This is a genomic window from Agrobacterium sp. CNPSo 2736, assembly GCF_004005385.1.
GTDB classification, from domain to species: Bacteria; Pseudomonadota; Alphaproteobacteria; order Rhizobiales; family Rhizobiaceae; genus Agrobacterium; species Agrobacterium leguminum.
The window spans coordinates 726,460-741,362 of the sequence record NZ_RZTX01000001.1 but is presented as its reverse complement, the minus strand read 5'-3'; the positions used below and the strand labels follow the sequence as shown (position 1 = coordinate 741,362).

The window sequence follows — 14,903 nt, the reverse complement described above, 5'->3', positions numbered from 1 at the left end:
CGATATAAAATGGATCATATTTCTAGAAAAACCATTGCCGACGGACGCTCGCTGGACTTGCCGCTGGATCAGGACGCGGAAGACAGCAAACTGACGGACGCCTGTATTTCAGCAATCAATGAAGCCGTCGAAAACCTGCGCCAACTATCCGGCGCGGAACAGACGGCAAAAGACATTTCATCCCCTGCACAGACAGCCTCCCCACAAATTCTCTCCCAACCGCATGCAAAAACGGAACAGGCGGAACAATTGCGGGATGTTCCCCCGGAAAGGCCGGTACCTCAACGGGACCGGCAACCCGCCTCCCCGCCGGAACCGCAGGCCAAGATCGACAATGCCGACCTGCCTTTCGTCAAGACCATCGACAATAATGACGGTCCGATCCGTGAAAACGAACGCCGGCCGGTGACGGGCGGCGGCGGCAAGGAGCCGACGGACAACGGCGGTGGCGGCGGCGGTGGCGGCGGCGGCGGTGGAAGCCAGAGCGGTTTTCACAAACGCAGCGAGCCGATCAATTTCGCCGCAAGCCTTGCCAAGGGCATCGCCGCCGTGCGGCGCAACATGGTGGTGGTGATGCTGTTCACGGTCGCCATCAACGTCCTGCTGCTCGCCATCCCGCTTTATCTGTTCCAGATTTCCGACCGGGTTCTGACCAGCCGTTCGATGGATACGCTGGTGATGCTGACGGTCGCCGTCCTTGGCGCGGTTTTGCTGCAGGCCTTCATGGACGCCATCCGCCGCTTCATCCTGATGCGCACCGCCGTCGAACTCGAGGTGCAGCTTGGCGCACCGATCCTGTCCGCCGCCGCCCGCGCTTCCCTGCATGGCAGCGGCAAGGACTATCAGACCTTGCAGGATCTGCAGCAATTGCGCTCCTTCCTCACCTCCGGCACGCTCATCGCCTTTCTCGATGCGCCGCTGATGCCGCTCTTCATCGTGGTGGTCTATCTCGTCCATCCGCATCTCGGCATCATCATCATGGTCTGCTGCGCCGTGCTGTTCGGCATCGCCTGGCTGAACCAGCGCTTCACCGCAAGACAGTTTTCGGAGGCTTCCGGTTATCTCAGCCGCGCCAATTTCCACCTCGATTCCATGTCGCGCAATTCGCAGATCATCAATGCGCTCGCCATGATCCCCGAAGCGGTGAAAATGTGGGGCCGCGAAACCGCCGGCTCGCTGAAGTCGCATGTGGCGGCGCAGGATCGCAACATCATGTTCTCCGGCGTTTCCAAGGCGGCGCGCATGATTACCCAGGTGGCGCTGCTCGGCTGGGGCGCGCATCTGTCGCTATCCGGCGAACTGACCGGCGGCATGGTGATTGCGGCCTCCATCATTTCCGGCCGGGCGCTGGCGCCCATCGAAGGCGCGATAGAAGGCTGGCACCAGTTCAACAAATCCGCCGCCTCCTATGGCCGCATCAAGCAGCTTCTCATCAATTCGCCACTCAATTTCCCGCGTCTGCGCCTTCCCAACCCGGAAGGGCGTCTCGACGTCGAGCGCATCCTCTTCGTGCCGCCGCCGCAGAAGAAGGTGATTTTGAACGGTATTTCCTTTTCGCTGAAAAAGGGAGAGTCGCTCGCCATCATCGGCAATTCCGGCTCCGGCAAGACGACACTCGGCAAGATGCTGGTGGGCTCCATTCTACCGACGTCAGGCAATGTGCGCCTCGATCTCATGGATCTGCGCAACTGGGACCAGCGACAATTCGGTGAAAGCATCGGTTATTTGCCGCAGGACGTGCAGCTTTTCCCCGGCACTATCAAGGCCAATATCTGCCGCATGCGCGACGATATCGAGGACCGGCAGATTTATGAGGCGGCGGTGCTGGCCGATGTGCACGAGCTGATCGCCGGTTTCCCGCAGGGTTATGAAACCGTGGTCGCCGCCGATGGCGCACCGCTTTCCGGCGGGCAGAAACAGCGCATCGCACTTGCCCGCGCCTTTTTCGGCGATCCGAAATTCGTGGTGCTGGATGAGCCGAACTCCAATCTGGATACGCAGGGCGAACAGGCGCTGGCCAAGGCGCTGCTGCACGCCAAAAGACAGGGCATCACTACCGTCACCATCACCCAGCGGCCGGCGCTGCTTCAATGCGTCGACAAGATCATGGTGCTGAAGGACGGATCGGTCGCCATGTTCGGCGAAAGGATGGACGTGCTGAAGGCGCTTTCCGGCAATGGCCGCCAGGCCAACCAGTCCCCGCAGATCGAGGGTTGAGAACCATTATGTTCAAGAAGAAAAACGCCATTGCCGAAGTCAAACCCCAGGGCCAGCTCGAATGGTACAGCGAGGTGCCGCGCTCGATCCGCCTGCACAGCTCGATCGGTCTTGCCGTGCTGCTCGCCTCCTTCGGCGGTTTCGGATTTTGGGCCGGCACCGCACCGCTCTCCTCCGCCATCATCGCCCAGGGCAGTTTCGTCGCCACCGGCAACAACAAGGTGGTCCAGCATCTGGAAGGCGGCATCATCAAGGAAATGATGGTCAGCGAAGGCGACACGGTCAAGGAAGGCGACGTTCTTCTGACGCTGGACAAGACGACGGCGCTTGCCAACGAGCGTATGTTGCAGCTGCGGCGGCTTCGCCTCGAAACCATCGTGGTGCGCCTGCGCGCAGAGGCCCAGGGCGCAAAAAGCTTCAAGGTGCCGGATATCGTCATGAAGGAAGCCGGCGATCCAGATATCAACTCCATCATCCAGAGCCAGAACATCGTGTTCCACAGCAAGCTCATCAAGCTTGAGGAACAGATGAACCTGATCGACAAGAATATCCGGTCGCTGGAGTTCCGCTATGCGGGCTATGACGGCCAGAAACAGTCCTTCGACCGGCAATTGGCGCTTTTGACACAGGAGCGCGACTCCAAGGAGCGGCTCGCCAAGGACGGCGTCATTCGCAAGACCGACATGCTGGCACTGGAGCGCGCCATCGCCGACGCCATGGGCGATATCGCCCGCCTGAGCGGCGAAATGAACCAGAGCGAGGCGGAAATCGCCAAGTTCCGGCAGGAAGCGGTCATTGCCGTCAACGCCAACAAGCAGGCGGCGCTCGATGCGCTGGAAACCGCCGAATCCGATCTCGACAGCGTGCGCGAACAGGTGCGCGGCGCCGCCGAAGTGCTGGAACGTACCGTCATCCGCTCCCCCGTCAATGGAACCGTGGTACGCGCCTATTACCACACGCCGGGCGGCGTTATCACCACCGGCAAGCCGATCATGGAGATCCTGCCTGCTCATGTGCCCCTTATTCTGGAGGCGCAGGTGCTGAGAACCTCCATCGACCAGCTGCATGAGGGCCAGACGGCCGCGATCCGCCTGTCGGCGCTCAACCGCCGCACCACACCGGTTCTGAATGGCAAGGTCTTTTACGTTTCAGCCGACAGCATCGAGGAAAATGCCGGCCTTCAGGTCAAGGACGTCTATATCGTGCGGGTGCAGATACCCGACGAGGAAATCGCCAAGGTTCACAATTTCCACCCCGTGCCCGGCATGCCGGCCGACGTGCTGATCCAGACTTCGGAGCGTACTTTCTTCGAATATCTGACCAAGCCGATCTCCGACAGCATGTCCCGTGCTTTCAAGGAAAGATGAAGAAATATCAGTAACCTACACTGTCTTTTCCACAGCGGTCGGCATATAATATCCAAATATGTTTCGTCGGGGCGGGAGAAGCGGCATGGCGGCGATGTCGGATGTATTGCTGCTGGTCGGCAGGCTGAATTACGTGTGGACCAACACGGAAAGCCTGATGATCTATCTGATCGTCCATCTCCTGAAAGTGGAAAAGGAAGCGGCCATCGTCGTCTTCCTGACACTCAACACCACGCGGGCGCGCATGGATCTGATCGAGCGCCTGGCGAAGCTTCCCTCCACCGATGCGAAGGATCGCAAGACCATCCTCTCCATCATGGCGCGGCTGAAGAAGGAAGCAAAGACGCGCAACAAATACAATCACTGCATCTATTCCTTCGACGAAAAGGGCGAAATCGCCAGCACGCAGCTCATGCGGCTGGTGGAGGATGACAGTCAGGTGCGCTACGGCAAGGTGGAGTGCATGGACGAGAAGGAAATCGGGCAGCTCGAAAAATCCATCGCCGACATCGTCGATGTCAGCAAGGACATGTGGAGTTTCATCCATGCCAGTCCGCATGTCTCTGCGGATTATCTCTAGGCTCTCGTTGGTAACCGCATGCCGATTGCCGGGTGAGGTTCGCTCCCCTCCGCAGCCCTTGCCGGGAGGCACAGTTTACCGGCTGCAAAATAGAGCATGAACGAGCCGATCTGGTAGGGGAAGATGATGTCGATCTCCACGAAGGAACGCACGACAAACAGGGCGCAGATCGCAAACAGGATGACGCCCTGCGGATCGCTCTTGCGCATCAGCACCGAACGCAGATGCCCGAGCAGCGTTCCGTAAAGCACCATGCCAAGCAGCAGCATGCCGACGAAGCCGTTTTCCACCACGGTTTCGATATAGGTATTATGGAAATGGAAGCCGCTGCGGCCGGTAATGAAGAAATCGTTCCACAGCCGTTCGGCGTCGGGAAAACCCGCAACCCAGAACCCCTGATAACCAACGCCGAGGATCGGCGTCTGTTTCGCCGCCTCGATGCCCTGCTGCCAGAGATAAGTTCGGCCGGTCAGCGTCGAATCCTTGCCGAAAATGCCGAGAATGGCGTCCAGCAGGCCGAATTGCAGGGAAGCGACCGCCAGCAATGCGCCGAGACCACCGAGCACAAAAAACGTCATCTTGCGGTTTGCCGGCGAAAGCATGCCGATGGGAATGAAGCCGATGATGAGCGCGACCACCGCCGCCGTGGTAATAGTGGATGTGGCCGATTGGGACGCAAGGAGGCTATAGGCCGACAGGAGCCCGGTGACGCCGGCAAGCGGCAACCAGATGCCCCTTTGCTTGAGCACCAGCACCGATGCGGCGGCGAAAATGACGCCGAGCGAGGCATAAAAGCCGAGCTGGTTCTTGGAAGAGAAAGCGCCGACGAAACTATAGGTGCCATCCAGCGCATCGAAGAGATAAATGCCGAATAGCAGCGAATAGAGCAGAACGACGGCGATGCCGATCAGCGCGCCGCGCGTCAGGGTCCGGATCGAGATCACCCGCATGGCGATCAGCGCGCAGACGATATGCGTCATATACTGGATGGAGGCGCGCATGGTCACAGACGCCGCTTCCGACCAGAAACTGGACAGAACCGTCAAGATGCCGAAGGCGAATATCCAGAGATAGCGCGGATAATTGCCGAGCACGCGCCGGTAATCGACCACCACCAGCGGCAGCCACATGCCATAATAGGCCAGAACCGAGATTTGCCCGAAACGCGACGAGTAAGCGAATACGAAGAATGACAGCGCAACCGCCGCCATTCCGTAAATCTCATTGCGTTCGGGATCGATCAGCGCCGATTTGGCGATCCGCATTGAAACCTCACTGCATCAGGATTTCAGACGAGACCTTGATGACATCGCCGGGCTGGAGCATGGCGTTTTCATCCACCTTCAGCTCCTTCGGCTTGCCGTTTTCCTCACGCACCACGACATAGCTGATCGTCGCGGACTTGCCCGACGGATCGAAACGGATCGCTTCGGCCGATTGCGCCAGCGCTTCCGACATCAATTCGCGGCTGGTGGTGAGCTGCAGATTGAGCTTGTCCAGTTCCGCTTCCGTATCCTGCAATTCCTTGGAGCGCTGCGCCACCCAGTCGTTACGCAGGTTGATCTCGTCCTGGGTCGCCTTGTTGATATCCTGTTTGGCGCGCAGCGACTGCGTATCGATATCGAGCAGGTTGGATTCCACTTCCGCCGCGCGTTCTTCCGCGGAAATGCGCCGTTGCGACAGCGCAAGCCCCTGCTCGTTCAGCCGGTTGACGCGGTCGCGGTCCTCGTTGGCAAGCTGGAGCTGACGATTCTGCGTCTCTGATTTCTTCTTCAGGGATTCGACTTCGCTCTGCAGAAGGGCGTGCAGGTCCGTCAGCGCCTTGAGCTGCAGGGTGTAACGTTCGGTGCGCGATTTCATCAGCGCGCTTTCGCTGGCCAGCAGCACGTCGATCTCGCCGATCTTTTCCATTTCAGGCGTCTTGGCGATGGTCGCGTCACCCTTGACCTCGGCGACCAGCCGCGCCTGACGGGCGAGCAGCCTTGCGCGCTGATTGTCATAGACGGCGGCGTCACCACGGGCATTGATGAAGTCGCGGGCAAAACGCTGCCCGGCATCGGAGCGCCGCAGGCCGCCGGCAAGGCTGACCGCCTTCAGCACCGTGAGATTGGCGGCATAGGGATATTCACCCGGCGTCTGCACGTCGCCGCTCAAGAAGATCGGCCGGAACTGCGCGATTTCGACGGAGGCCGAAGGCAGGTTGCGAAGGGCGAACTTGCTCTGAAGCTGGGCTCCAATCTCTTCGCTGACCTCCGATGGGGTCTTGCCCGCAACATCCAGCTGACCGATGAAAGGCAGGGACAGCGCGCCCGATGGGCCGACGGAATAATCGCCGTTGATCACATCCCAGTTGCGGATGCTGCCATCCGCCGGCTGCCATTCGGCAACGCGGATACGCAGCTTGTCAGCGGTACCGAGCTTATATTGAGCGCCATCCGCAGCCATGGCGGAAAGCGGCGCGGCAAGGGCGACGGAAGCGGCAAATACGAAGGCCACAAACGGGCGGCGGGCGGCAGACAAGCCGTTCATCGGGAAACTCCCTGTTAGCGGATCGCCACACGGGCGATCCGGCCGTCGCGCAACTGGGCAAGGCCGGCTGCACAGCGCCGCGAAAAGCGGCCGGTATGATTAGCACCAATGACGCACCCAAAGACCGGACTTGGGATCCCGGTCGGGGTGCGTGTCGAAACGAAGATCGATAAAGCCGAACTCAATATCGGTTTTCAGTAGCTTCCGCGTGAAAGGCACACGGCGGGAATGGTCTTGACGATGATGAAGACATCCTGCCGCATCGACCAGTTCTGCACATAGTGCGTGTCGAAAGCGACGCGGGTCTTGTAGGATACGTCGTTGCGGCCGCTGATCTGCCACAGGCCGGTCAGGCCAGGGCGGGTGCTGAGATAATAAGCGGCAGCGCTTTCATAATAGCTCAGCTCCTCATCGACGACCGGGCGTGGGCCAACCACGCTCATTTCGCCGCGGATGATGTTGAGCAGCTGCGGCAGTTCGTCGAGCGAGAGCTTGCGCAGCACGGCGCCGACAGCCGTAACGCGCGGGTCGTTCTTGAGCTTGCGGGTGGCGCGCCATTCTTCGGCGGCTTCCGGATTGGCGGCAAGATATTGCCGCAGAATCTCATCGCCGTTCATCGCCATCGTCCTGAACTTCAGGCAATGGAAATAGCGGCCATTATGTCCCACACGCCGGTGGCCATAAAAGATCGGGCCGGGATCAGACAATTTCACCAGCGCGGCGATCAACAGGAATATCGGGCTGAAGATGAGCAGCGCAAGCGCAGCCGATGTCATATCGAAGCTGCGTTTTGCGATGCCCCCGATAGGGAAACTGACATCGAAATCTTCGGAGCTGCTGAGTGTCTGTTCAGCCGATTGGGTCGCGGACTTCATAGAGAGAACTCCATTTATGTTTTGCGATTGGTCGGTGCCCGGAGGCGCGTCTTTCCGTCTAAAAGAGATAACAAGTCTGTGTTCGGAATTTGATGCTAATGGATTTTTTGTAAGGCACATTGGCCATAACCGTCTATGCGATTTCTTGCGCGAGCGGCCGATCAACGTCCGGGCAATATTAACGGTTGCATAAAAAAGCAACAAATGTGCCGACGGCCATGTGTTGAGAGCATGGGTACCGCCCCGGCATGTATTGGGTTTTGTGCCGGCGACAGTCTTTTCTTATGTGTTTCTTATGACTTGGCGAGATGAGACAGGAACGTTAAGAACAGCCACGCCTGTAACGGAATATAAAAATTTTTTGCATCGCAGCAAGATTGTGGCAATGCATATAAAATTTGACATATCGGCCGGGATTTTTTTGCCTGACATTGCCAGGCCACCAAGAAAAAGCGATGGAAAAATCGCTAAAGGGGCGCAAACACGGCAAAAGAGTGGCAGGAAACTGCATTCTAGTCATGGCAGCCACGCAAAATTGCCGTAGCTCCCGGCCCTTTTTTACCGAATTGCCTCGACTTGACCGTTCTACGAGCGTTACGAGGCGCAAAAACCGCTGGAATCAGAAGGTTGGCGGTGTGCAGGCGCTGATGACCTCACAGGGCACGGGACCGACGCAACGGAAACGATGCGGCCTGCGGCTTTCGAAATAATAGGCGTCCCCAGGCCCGAGCACCCGCCTCTCCTCATCGACCGTCACTTCCAGCCGTCCGGAGAGGATTATTCCTCCTTCCTCGCCATCGTGAACCAGCGGCACCTTGCCGGTATCGGCGCCCGGCTGGTAACATTCCTTGAGGATTTGCAGGCTGCGGCCGAAGACATTCTCACCCACCTGCCGGAAGGATATCGGACCCTTGCCGATTTCAACCAGTTCATCCGCCCGGTAAAAAGCCTTGCGGCTCGTCTCCGGCTCGAAAGCGAAAAACTCGGCAAGGCCTATCGGTATGCCGTCGAGAATTCGTTTCAACGCACCGACGGAAGGGTTCGAGGTGTTGGATTCGATTAGAGAAATCGTCGAATTGGTGACACCGGCGCGTCTTGCCAGTTCCCGCTGGGAAATATTGTGGCGTAACCGCAAATGGCGCAAACGCCCGCCTATATCTACCGACATGCCTGAGCCCCGTTGCCCTTGTTCGAAATATCGAAAATCCGCGTTCAGGCCTATAGCATTTTCAATGGCTTGGCCACAGAGAGAAAAGGGCTTGTTCAGTCGCGAAAATAGCATTCAATCACCGGCAACGAACAGGAGACCACCATGGACAACCCGAGCCGATCCAATTCCACCTCGCTTGACAGCTACTGGATGCCGTTTACCGCCAACCGGCAGTTCAAGGCCAATCCCCGCCTGCTGACGAGCGCCGAAGGCATGTATTACACCAGCAATGACGGCCGCCAGGTTCTCGACGGCACGGCTGGCCTTTGGTGCGTCAACGCCGGCCACGGCCGCCAGCAGATCGCGTCTGCCGTCAAGCACCAGCTTTCGACCATGGATTACGCGCCCTCCTTCCAGATGGGCCACCCGGTTGCCTTTGAATTCGCCGAGCGGCTGGCGGAAATTGCGCCCGGCCCGGAAGGTGCGAAACTGGACCGTGTCTTCTATACGGGCTCCGGGTCGGAATCGGTCGATACGGCGCTGAAGATCGCCATCGCCTACCAGCGCGCCATCGGCCAGGGCACCCGCAGCCGGTTGATCGGTCGTGAGCGCGGTTATCATGGCGTCGGTTTCGGCGGCATCTCCGTGGGCGGCCTCGTCAACAACCGTCGCGTTTTCCCGCAAATCCCCGCAGACCACCTGCGTCACACCCATGATCCGGCGAAGAACAGCTTCGTGAAAGGCCAGCCCGAGCACGGCGCCGAACTTGCCGACGATCTGGAACGGCTGGTCGCCCTGCATGGCGCGGAAACCATCGCCGCCTGCATCGTCGAACCGGTCGCCGGCTCCACCGGCGTGCTGGTGCCGCCGAAGGGTTATCTGGAGCGCCTGCGCGCCATCTGCGACAAGCACGGCATCCTCTTGATCTTCGATGAGGTCATCACCGGTTTCGGCCGCATGGGCTCCACCTTCGCCACCAACTATTTCGGCGTTACGCCCGATATCGTCACCACCGCCAAGGGACTGACCAACGGCGCGATCCCGATGGGTGCGGTCTTCACCAGCCGCAAGGTGCACGATGCGCTGATGCATGGGCCGGAAAACCAGATCGAACTGTTCCACGGCTATACCTATTCCGGCCACCCCGTCGCCTGCGCCGCGGGTATCGCGACGCTCGACATCTATCGCGATGAGGGCCTTTTCACCCGCGCGGCCGAATTGCAGGATGTCTGGCACGACGCCATCCATTCCCTGAAGGGCCTGCCGAATGTCATCGACATCCGCACCATAGGCTTCATCGCCGGCATTGAGCTGCAATCGCGCGACGGTGCTGCTGGCGCACGCGCCTATGATGTCTTCGTGGATTGCTTCGAGCGCGGCCTGCTCATTCGCGTTACCGGCGACATCATCGCGCTTTCGCCGCCGCTGATCGCCGAAAAATCCCATTTCGACGATATCGTCTCGATCCTCGGCGATGCGCTGAAGCGCGCGCAGTAAAGACCATGCAAACAAAAAGGCCGCGCCGGGAAGCGCGGCCTTTTTTGTGCCCTGTCAGTAGGCCTGCATCGGTTGCGAGAGGCCGTCGCCGATCACACCGTTGCCATATTGCGCCACCGGCACACCTTCCTGGCCGATCGGCACGCCCTGCTGTGCGGGGCCGAGCGCCGTCACCACGATCGGCGTGCCATCGGGCACGCGGTTATAAAGATCGATGATATCCTGGTTCAGCAGGCGCACGCAGCCGGAGGATACCGACTTGCCGATAGTCCACCATTCCGGCGAGCCATGCAGGCGGTAGATCGTGTCCTTACCATCCTTGAAGATATAGAGCGCGCGCGCGCCGAGCGGGTTCTTGAGGCCCGGCTCCATGCCGCCATTGCGGCTGCTATAGGGTTCCAGTTCCGGCTGGCGCGCGATCATCTCATCGGGCGGCGTCCAGCGCGGCCATTGCCGCTTGTACTGAATGACACCGCGGCCGGCCCATTCAAAGCCCGCGCGGCCGAGACCGACGCCATAACGCATGGCCTGATTGTTCTCATAAGTGAGATAGAGAAAATGATTGGCGGTATCGACGACGATGACGCCGGGGCGTTCACCCGTCGGGTTCGCCACCATCTGCCGCAGGAACTGACGCGGAATCCGCTTGTAGGGGATTTCCGGCAGCGGGAACTGCTCGTCCGGCTTGGGACCGTACATCAGGGCATACATCGGGTCGTCCGCGGGCGCTGCAGGCCGGGCGGCCTCACGCGCGGTTGTGTTGCAGCCCGCAAGGCCGGCAAGCGCCAGTCCACCTGCTCCAAGCAGGAAACCCCGCCGGGTCGTCGTCGTCTCGTTCAATTGAAAAACCTCATTTACGTCATCTCACGCCGGCAAAGGGATCTGCCAGCGCCGCCTCTGGGCGGCTGATAGGGTACTTCGTGCCGGAAACCTGCGATGCCATGGCCTTGGCGCCGTTCGATTTCAAAATGGCCCGGAAGCTCGGATGCATGCCGCCGTCTACATACGCGCTGAGCGGGCTGGAAGTTCCCTCACTCATCGCGGCGGCAAATTTTTGTTGCTCTTCGGCCAGTTTCGAAGCCACCAGCGGATCCTGCTGGTTGATGGCCGGCGGGCAGGCCGCCAGCGGATCGGCAGGTTCGCCTCCGGCAAATTCGCTGTTGAAGACATAACGACGGCCGCAGACGGAAACCTTCGGCTGCCGGCGCGTCACCTCGAAATAATCGTAGCCTTCCTTCAGCGTTTTCCAGAACGGCATGTTGGGGTCGTCCCGATGTGCCACCATATTCCGGGCGCTCATGCGGAAGGGATAGGCCTGTACCTGAAAACGGTCCTGCCCGCCCTGAAGCGCACGCGCGACGATGGCGTAAATCTCGCCCACCTGGGCATCCGTCATGGCGTAGCAGCCGGAAGAGGAGCAGGCGCCATGCACCATCAGCGCCTCACCGGTGTAACCGAGCGCCGATTCCAGCCGGTTGGGATAACCGAGATTGAAGGAGACGTAATATTGTGAGTTCGGGTTCAGCATGCCGGCCGAGACATGATAAAACCCTTCCGGCGCCTGCCGGTCACCCGTCTTCATCTTGGGGCCGAGCTTTCCGGACCAGCGGCACATGGGATAGGCCTTGAGCAACGCGTAATTTCCGGTCTTGTCGACCTTCCAGACCTCAAGCTCGCTTTCCTGCTTGAAAATGCGAACGAGGACAGGGCTTTCCGGGCGCATGCCCTTGGCCGACATCTGCGCCATCATCTTGGACGACAGTTTCGGCGGGTCCTTCTTGACGCTGTCGAGCCCCATGGAAGTGCACGCGGCAAGGCTGCCACCGATCGCAACGATCACGGCCATTCTTGCCCCTGCCCTTACCTTTTGCCGCAACCCCGCAACCGCGAAATCCAGCAATGCCTGCATGCCCATGGATCGTCTGCCCGCCTGATTTGCCCGCCTTTCCGGCAGACGCTTAACTATCGAAGGTGGCCACAACACGGCAACCTCGCTTATGGACAAAGTCTCGTGAACAGACGTTACCCATTCGTTAATCATAAGCACACAAGCCCGTGATGGGGTGGGCAGTGAAAGTGCCTGCCGCGATTATCGAAGCAGCCCCTGGCCGCCATCGATCCATACCGGCGTGCCGGTAATGTGGCGGGACGCATCCGACGCCAGAAAACCGATCAGCGCAGCGACATCATCGCTGGTGCCGGCCACGCCGCCGGTTACCGGAATATCCCCAGCCGGAAAACGGACTGGAACCTCCGTTTTTTCCCGCCCGCGTATATCGGTATTTTCATCGATTGCCGTTTCGATTTCGCCCGGACAAACCGCATTGACGCGAATACGATGACGCCCCAGCTCCAGCGCCAGTTGTTGTGCCATGGCGAGTTGCCCGGCCTTCGTCACGGAATAGGCCGTAGCACCGGGCGATGTGAAGGTGCGGGTGCCATTGATCGACGAAATGATGACGATGGACCCGCCGCCGGCCGCTTTCAGATGCGGCACGCTGGCATGGACGGTGAGATAGGTGCCGCGCAGGTTGATGCGGATCGTATCGTCCCATTCGGACGGTTTCAGCTCATCGATGGGCGCCCAGACGCCGTTGACGCCGGCATTGGCCACCACGACGTCAAGCCGGCCGAAATCCTCAACCAGCGCTGCGACCGCGTGACGCATCGCCGCTTCATCCGCCACATCGGCCACAAGCACCTTCGAAGAACCGGATGCGGCGCCTATTTCCCGGGCGACATCGTTCAATTCCGATTCGGTGCGGCCCAACAGACCGACCGCAAAACCCTGCGCCGACAGATGAAGGGCGGCGGCGCGCCCAATGCCGGAGCCAGCGCCGGTTACCAGAGCAACTTTGCGAACGGTCAATGTCATTGCCCTCCTTTTCGGGAAGCAATGGACGTGACCGTCGCCGAGACGGGATCACTCGCCGGAAAGCTGTCCTCCAGCCCCTCCTCAAGCTCTTCCTCCAGAATCTCGCGGTCCCGCGCGGTGCGTGCGCTCGCCTGCCCGTGCAGCAATCCCTGAGACGCATCGTCCTGCGCCGTGCCGAGAGCAGAAAATTGCGAAGGCGCATCCGCACCATGGCGCGTTCCGAAGGCGGTCAGTTGCACCATCACCGCGCTCGCCCGCTTGATGGCCTCGGCATCGTCGATCCCTTCAAGGCCGTCGGCGAGGCGAACAGAGACCTGATCGCCGTCGTTGCCGACGAACTCGACGGAGATAACCCCGTTATTGCGTTTTACATAGGTCGTCGAAAGTTGCATGACATGCCCTCCGGCTTGAAAAGCACCGGTACGAATCCGATGCTGGAAAACGGTTAGAACCTGAATTCACAACGATGGCAGAGCGGAAGGGTTCCAGATGGATCAGGCCTTTGGCCCGGAAATGCAGGAGAGTTTCTTCCTGCGCGATGCGCTGGATGTGGCCCGAGCCCTCATCGGCGCGGAGTTCCGCATCGGCAATACCGGCGGCATCATCGTGGAGACCGAAGCCTATCATCCGGACGACCCCGCATCCCACAGTTTCAACGGGCAGACCCCGCGCAACAGGGCAATGTTCGGCCCGGCCGGCCGTCTTTATGTTTACCGGTCCTATGGTATTCACTGGTGCGCCAACTTTGTCTGCGCCCCGGGTTCCGCCGTGCTTCTGCGCGCCATCGAACCCCTGACCGGCATAGACATGATGAAACTGCGACGGGGAACTGACAAGCCGAAACTTCTCTGCTCAGGTCCGGGCAGGCTCTGTCAGGCGCTGGCGATTACGGGGGACATGGACGGCGCGCCGTTGAACGCAGCGCCGTTTTTCCTGCGGTTGCCGAAGGAAGCCGCCGCCGTCACCAGCGGCAGACGAATCGGCATCAGCCGCGCGACGGAATATCCATGGCGCTTCGGGCTCAAGGGCTCGGCTTTCGTCAGCAAGAAATTCGAGAGCGGAGAGGCGTGAAACACGAGAGCACCTTCGGCGGCCCGTCGTTTTCGTCGGGGTTGGGTGTCGGCACCTCGTCCGGCAACCGGTCGGGCTCCGGTTCTTCCACCGGCGGAATATCCGGCTGCGGCGGCACTGGCATCGGCGGTTCGGGATAGGGCTCAACGGGAACGGCTGGCATCGCGGCCTCCTGATAAACACGCTTTGCCACAATGGGCACAAGCTGCGTTTTTATCTCGTGGGACAGCGCGTTTGCGCTGTCGCCAATCAGGCGGCGCAACACCCAATTCGCCTATCGGTCAAATGCCGGTCAGGTCCCTTCGGTCCGGTTGCGCCGCCCTGTGGGTCGTACAGGGAAAACGCGGGCACGGCCTGTCCGTTCCGTTTTTTAGGAAGGTTTTTGCGATGGCTCAGGCGAAACCGAGCGCGCTGCGGGAAATATCGCGATTTTCGCAATAGTCGCGGGAATGGGCTTCATGACCATGCTCGCGAGCGGTCGAACGGTTAAGTTCGGGGCTCGGAACGTTGAGCAGCGCATCGGCATAGGTGCCGGTCGCCTCGACATCATCGATCACAGTCTGCTGTTGCGGTTTTAAAAATTCAAACATCCGTCCACCTCCTTCGACACGTCCCCTCAACGCGCCGGTCCGGGTCCTGTTCCATAACGCCCGTGACTGTTCCGATTATACATGAGACGGCGCGGACGTATAGATGATGAAAGGCGAACGTTATCAACTGACGTTCACAAAATGGAGTGGAA

General features: G+C 59.9%; 15 protein-coding genes. 5 read left to right on the top strand and 10 right to left on the bottom strand.

All coding sequences use genetic code 11. From position 1 onward, the window contains the following. Positions 1-9: 9 nt before the first annotated feature. From EM858_RS03400 to EM858_RS03390, 3 genes are all read left to right on the top strand, one after another. Entirely contained in the window at positions 10-2,217 is a 2,208-nt protein-coding gene (locus EM858_RS03400) for a type I secretion system permease/ATPase (RefSeq protein ID WP_127755810.1), read from the top strand. 8 nt (positions 2,218-2,225) lie between these two features. After that, entirely contained in the window at positions 2,226-3,584 is a 1,359-nt protein-coding gene (locus EM858_RS03395) for an HlyD family type I secretion periplasmic adaptor subunit (RefSeq protein WP_035262274.1), read from the top strand. Positions 3,585-3,669: 85 nt separating this feature from the next. Beyond that, on the top strand, positions 3,670-4,164 hold the full coding sequence (locus EM858_RS03390; protein ID WP_127755809.1) for a hypothetical protein: 495 nt from the start codon (positions 3,670-3,672) through the stop codon (positions 4,162-4,164). On the opposite strand, the gene EM858_RS03385 is transcribed toward EM858_RS03390, so the two are convergent. The 4 genes from EM858_RS03385 to EM858_RS03365 form a co-directional block, all read right to left on the bottom strand. After that, a complete protein-coding gene (locus EM858_RS03385) occupies positions 4,161-5,429 on the bottom strand; it encodes an O-antigen ligase (protein WP_127755808.1) in 1,269 nt (422 codons plus the stop codon). The genes EM858_RS03390 and EM858_RS03385 overlap by 4 nt on opposite strands. 7 nt (positions 5,430-5,436) lie before the next feature. Further along, positions 5,437-6,693 carry a polysaccharide biosynthesis/export family protein gene (locus EM858_RS03380; protein ID WP_065656288.1) on the bottom strand — a complete coding sequence of 419 codons (1,257 nt, stop codon included), beginning with the start codon at positions 6,691-6,693 and terminating at the stop codon, positions 5,437-5,439. Positions 6,694-6,887: 194 nt separating this feature from the next. Next, positions 6,888-7,568 (bottom strand): sugar transferase, encoded by a 681-nt coding sequence (locus EM858_RS03375; RefSeq protein WP_003523803.1) that lies wholly within the window; start codon positions 7,566-7,568, stop codon positions 6,888-6,890. Between the two features lie 619 nt (positions 7,569-8,187). After that, the gene (locus tag EM858_RS03365) at positions 8,188-8,736 is read right to left on the bottom strand and encodes a cupin domain-containing protein (RefSeq protein WP_003523802.1); all 549 of its coding nucleotides are present in this window, start codon (positions 8,734-8,736) and stop codon (positions 8,188-8,190) included. Positions 8,737-8,880: 144 nt separating this feature from the next. Here EM858_RS03365 and EM858_RS03360 point away from each other — a divergent pair, with 144 nt between their 5' ends. Further along, positions 8,881-10,215 carry an aspartate aminotransferase family protein gene (locus EM858_RS03360; protein WP_059758580.1) on the top strand — a complete coding sequence of 445 codons (1,335 nt, stop codon included), beginning with the start codon at positions 8,881-8,883 and terminating at the stop codon, positions 10,213-10,215. A 54-nt stretch (positions 10,216-10,269) separates the two neighbouring features. Here the strand turns inward: EM858_RS03360 and EM858_RS03355 are convergent, their stop codons facing one another. From EM858_RS03355 to EM858_RS27055, 4 genes are all read right to left on the bottom strand, one after another. Beyond that, a complete protein-coding gene (locus tag EM858_RS03355; RefSeq protein WP_059758579.1) occupies positions 10,270-11,055 on the bottom strand; it encodes a L,D-transpeptidase in 786 nt (261 codons plus the stop codon). A 19-nt stretch (positions 11,056-11,074) separates the two neighbouring features. Continuing rightward, entirely contained in the window at positions 11,075-12,130 is a 1,056-nt protein-coding gene (locus EM858_RS03350; protein ID WP_164865288.1) for a murein L,D-transpeptidase family protein, read from the bottom strand. 174 nt (positions 12,131-12,304) lie between these two features. After that, complete coding sequence (locus tag EM858_RS03345) at positions 12,305-13,090, bottom strand: SDR family NAD(P)-dependent oxidoreductase (protein ID WP_127755806.1); 786 nt, start codon at positions 13,088-13,090, stop codon at positions 12,305-12,307. Then, entirely contained in the window at positions 13,087-13,482 is a 396-nt protein-coding gene (locus EM858_RS27055) for a hypothetical protein (RefSeq protein ID WP_162936829.1), read from the bottom strand. The genes EM858_RS03345 and EM858_RS27055 overlap by 4 nt, the downstream gene beginning before the upstream one ends. Before the next feature lie 97 nt (positions 13,483-13,579). On the opposite strand from EM858_RS27055, the gene EM858_RS03335 reads away from it, so the two are divergent. Beyond that, a complete protein-coding gene (locus tag EM858_RS03335; RefSeq protein ID WP_127755805.1) occupies positions 13,580-14,161 on the top strand; it encodes a DNA-3-methyladenine glycosylase in 582 nt (193 codons plus the stop codon). Here EM858_RS03335 and EM858_RS27370 read toward each other — a convergent pair. Beyond that, positions 14,130-14,324 (bottom strand): hypothetical protein, encoded by a 195-nt coding sequence (locus EM858_RS27370; RefSeq protein WP_080820950.1) that lies wholly within the window; start codon positions 14,322-14,324, stop codon positions 14,130-14,132. The genes EM858_RS03335 and EM858_RS27370 overlap by 32 nt on opposite strands. A gap of 229 nt (positions 14,325-14,553) precedes the next feature. Continuing rightward, positions 14,554-14,751, bottom strand: a complete 198-nt coding sequence (locus EM858_RS03325; protein WP_003523793.1) for a hypothetical protein — start codon at positions 14,749-14,751, stop codon at positions 14,554-14,556. Positions 14,752-14,903: the final 152 nt, after the last annotated feature.

Coding starts and splice junctions, on each gene's coding strand:
- EM858_RS03345 (WP_127755806.1), bottom strand. CDS start 13,090: ATGACATTGACCGTTCGCAAAGTTGCTCTGGTAACCGGCGCTGGCTCC.
- EM858_RS03390 (WP_127755809.1), top strand. CDS start 3,670: ATGGCGGCGATGTCGGATGTATTGCTGCTGGTCGGCAGGCTGAATTAC.
- EM858_RS03375 (WP_003523803.1), bottom strand. CDS start 7,568: ATGAAGTCCGCGACCCAATCGGCTGAACAGACACTCAGCAGCTCCGAA.
- EM858_RS27370 (WP_080820950.1), bottom strand. CDS start 14,324: ATGCCAGCCGTTCCCGTTGAGCCCTATCCCGAACCGCCGATGCCAGTG.
- EM858_RS03380 (WP_065656288.1), bottom strand. CDS start 6,693: ATGAACGGCTTGTCTGCCGCCCGCCGCCCGTTTGTGGCCTTCGTATTT.
- EM858_RS03360 (WP_059758580.1), top strand. CDS start 8,881: ATGGACAACCCGAGCCGATCCAATTCCACCTCGCTTGACAGCTACTGG.
- EM858_RS03385 (WP_127755808.1), bottom strand. CDS start 5,429: ATGCGGATCGCCAAATCGGCGCTGATCGATCCCGAACGCAATGAGATT.
- EM858_RS27055 (WP_162936829.1), bottom strand. CDS start 13,482: ATGCAACTTTCGACGACCTATGTAAAACGCAATAACGGGGTTATCTCC.
- EM858_RS03365 (WP_003523802.1), bottom strand. CDS start 8,736: ATGTCGGTAGATATAGGCGGGCGTTTGCGCCATTTGCGGTTACGCCAC.
- EM858_RS03400 (WP_127755810.1), top strand. CDS start 10: ATGGATCATATTTCTAGAAAAACCATTGCCGACGGACGCTCGCTGGAC.
- EM858_RS03325 (WP_003523793.1), bottom strand. CDS start 14,751: ATGTTTGAATTTTTAAAACCGCAACAGCAGACTGTGATCGATGATGTC.
- EM858_RS03395 (WP_035262274.1), top strand. CDS start 2,226: ATGTTCAAGAAGAAAAACGCCATTGCCGAAGTCAAACCCCAGGGCCAG.
- EM858_RS03335 (WP_127755805.1), top strand. CDS start 13,580: ATGGATCAGGCCTTTGGCCCGGAAATGCAGGAGAGTTTCTTCCTGCGC.
- EM858_RS03350 (WP_164865288.1), bottom strand. CDS start 12,130: ATGGGCATGCAGGCATTGCTGGATTTCGCGGTTGCGGGGTTGCGGCAA.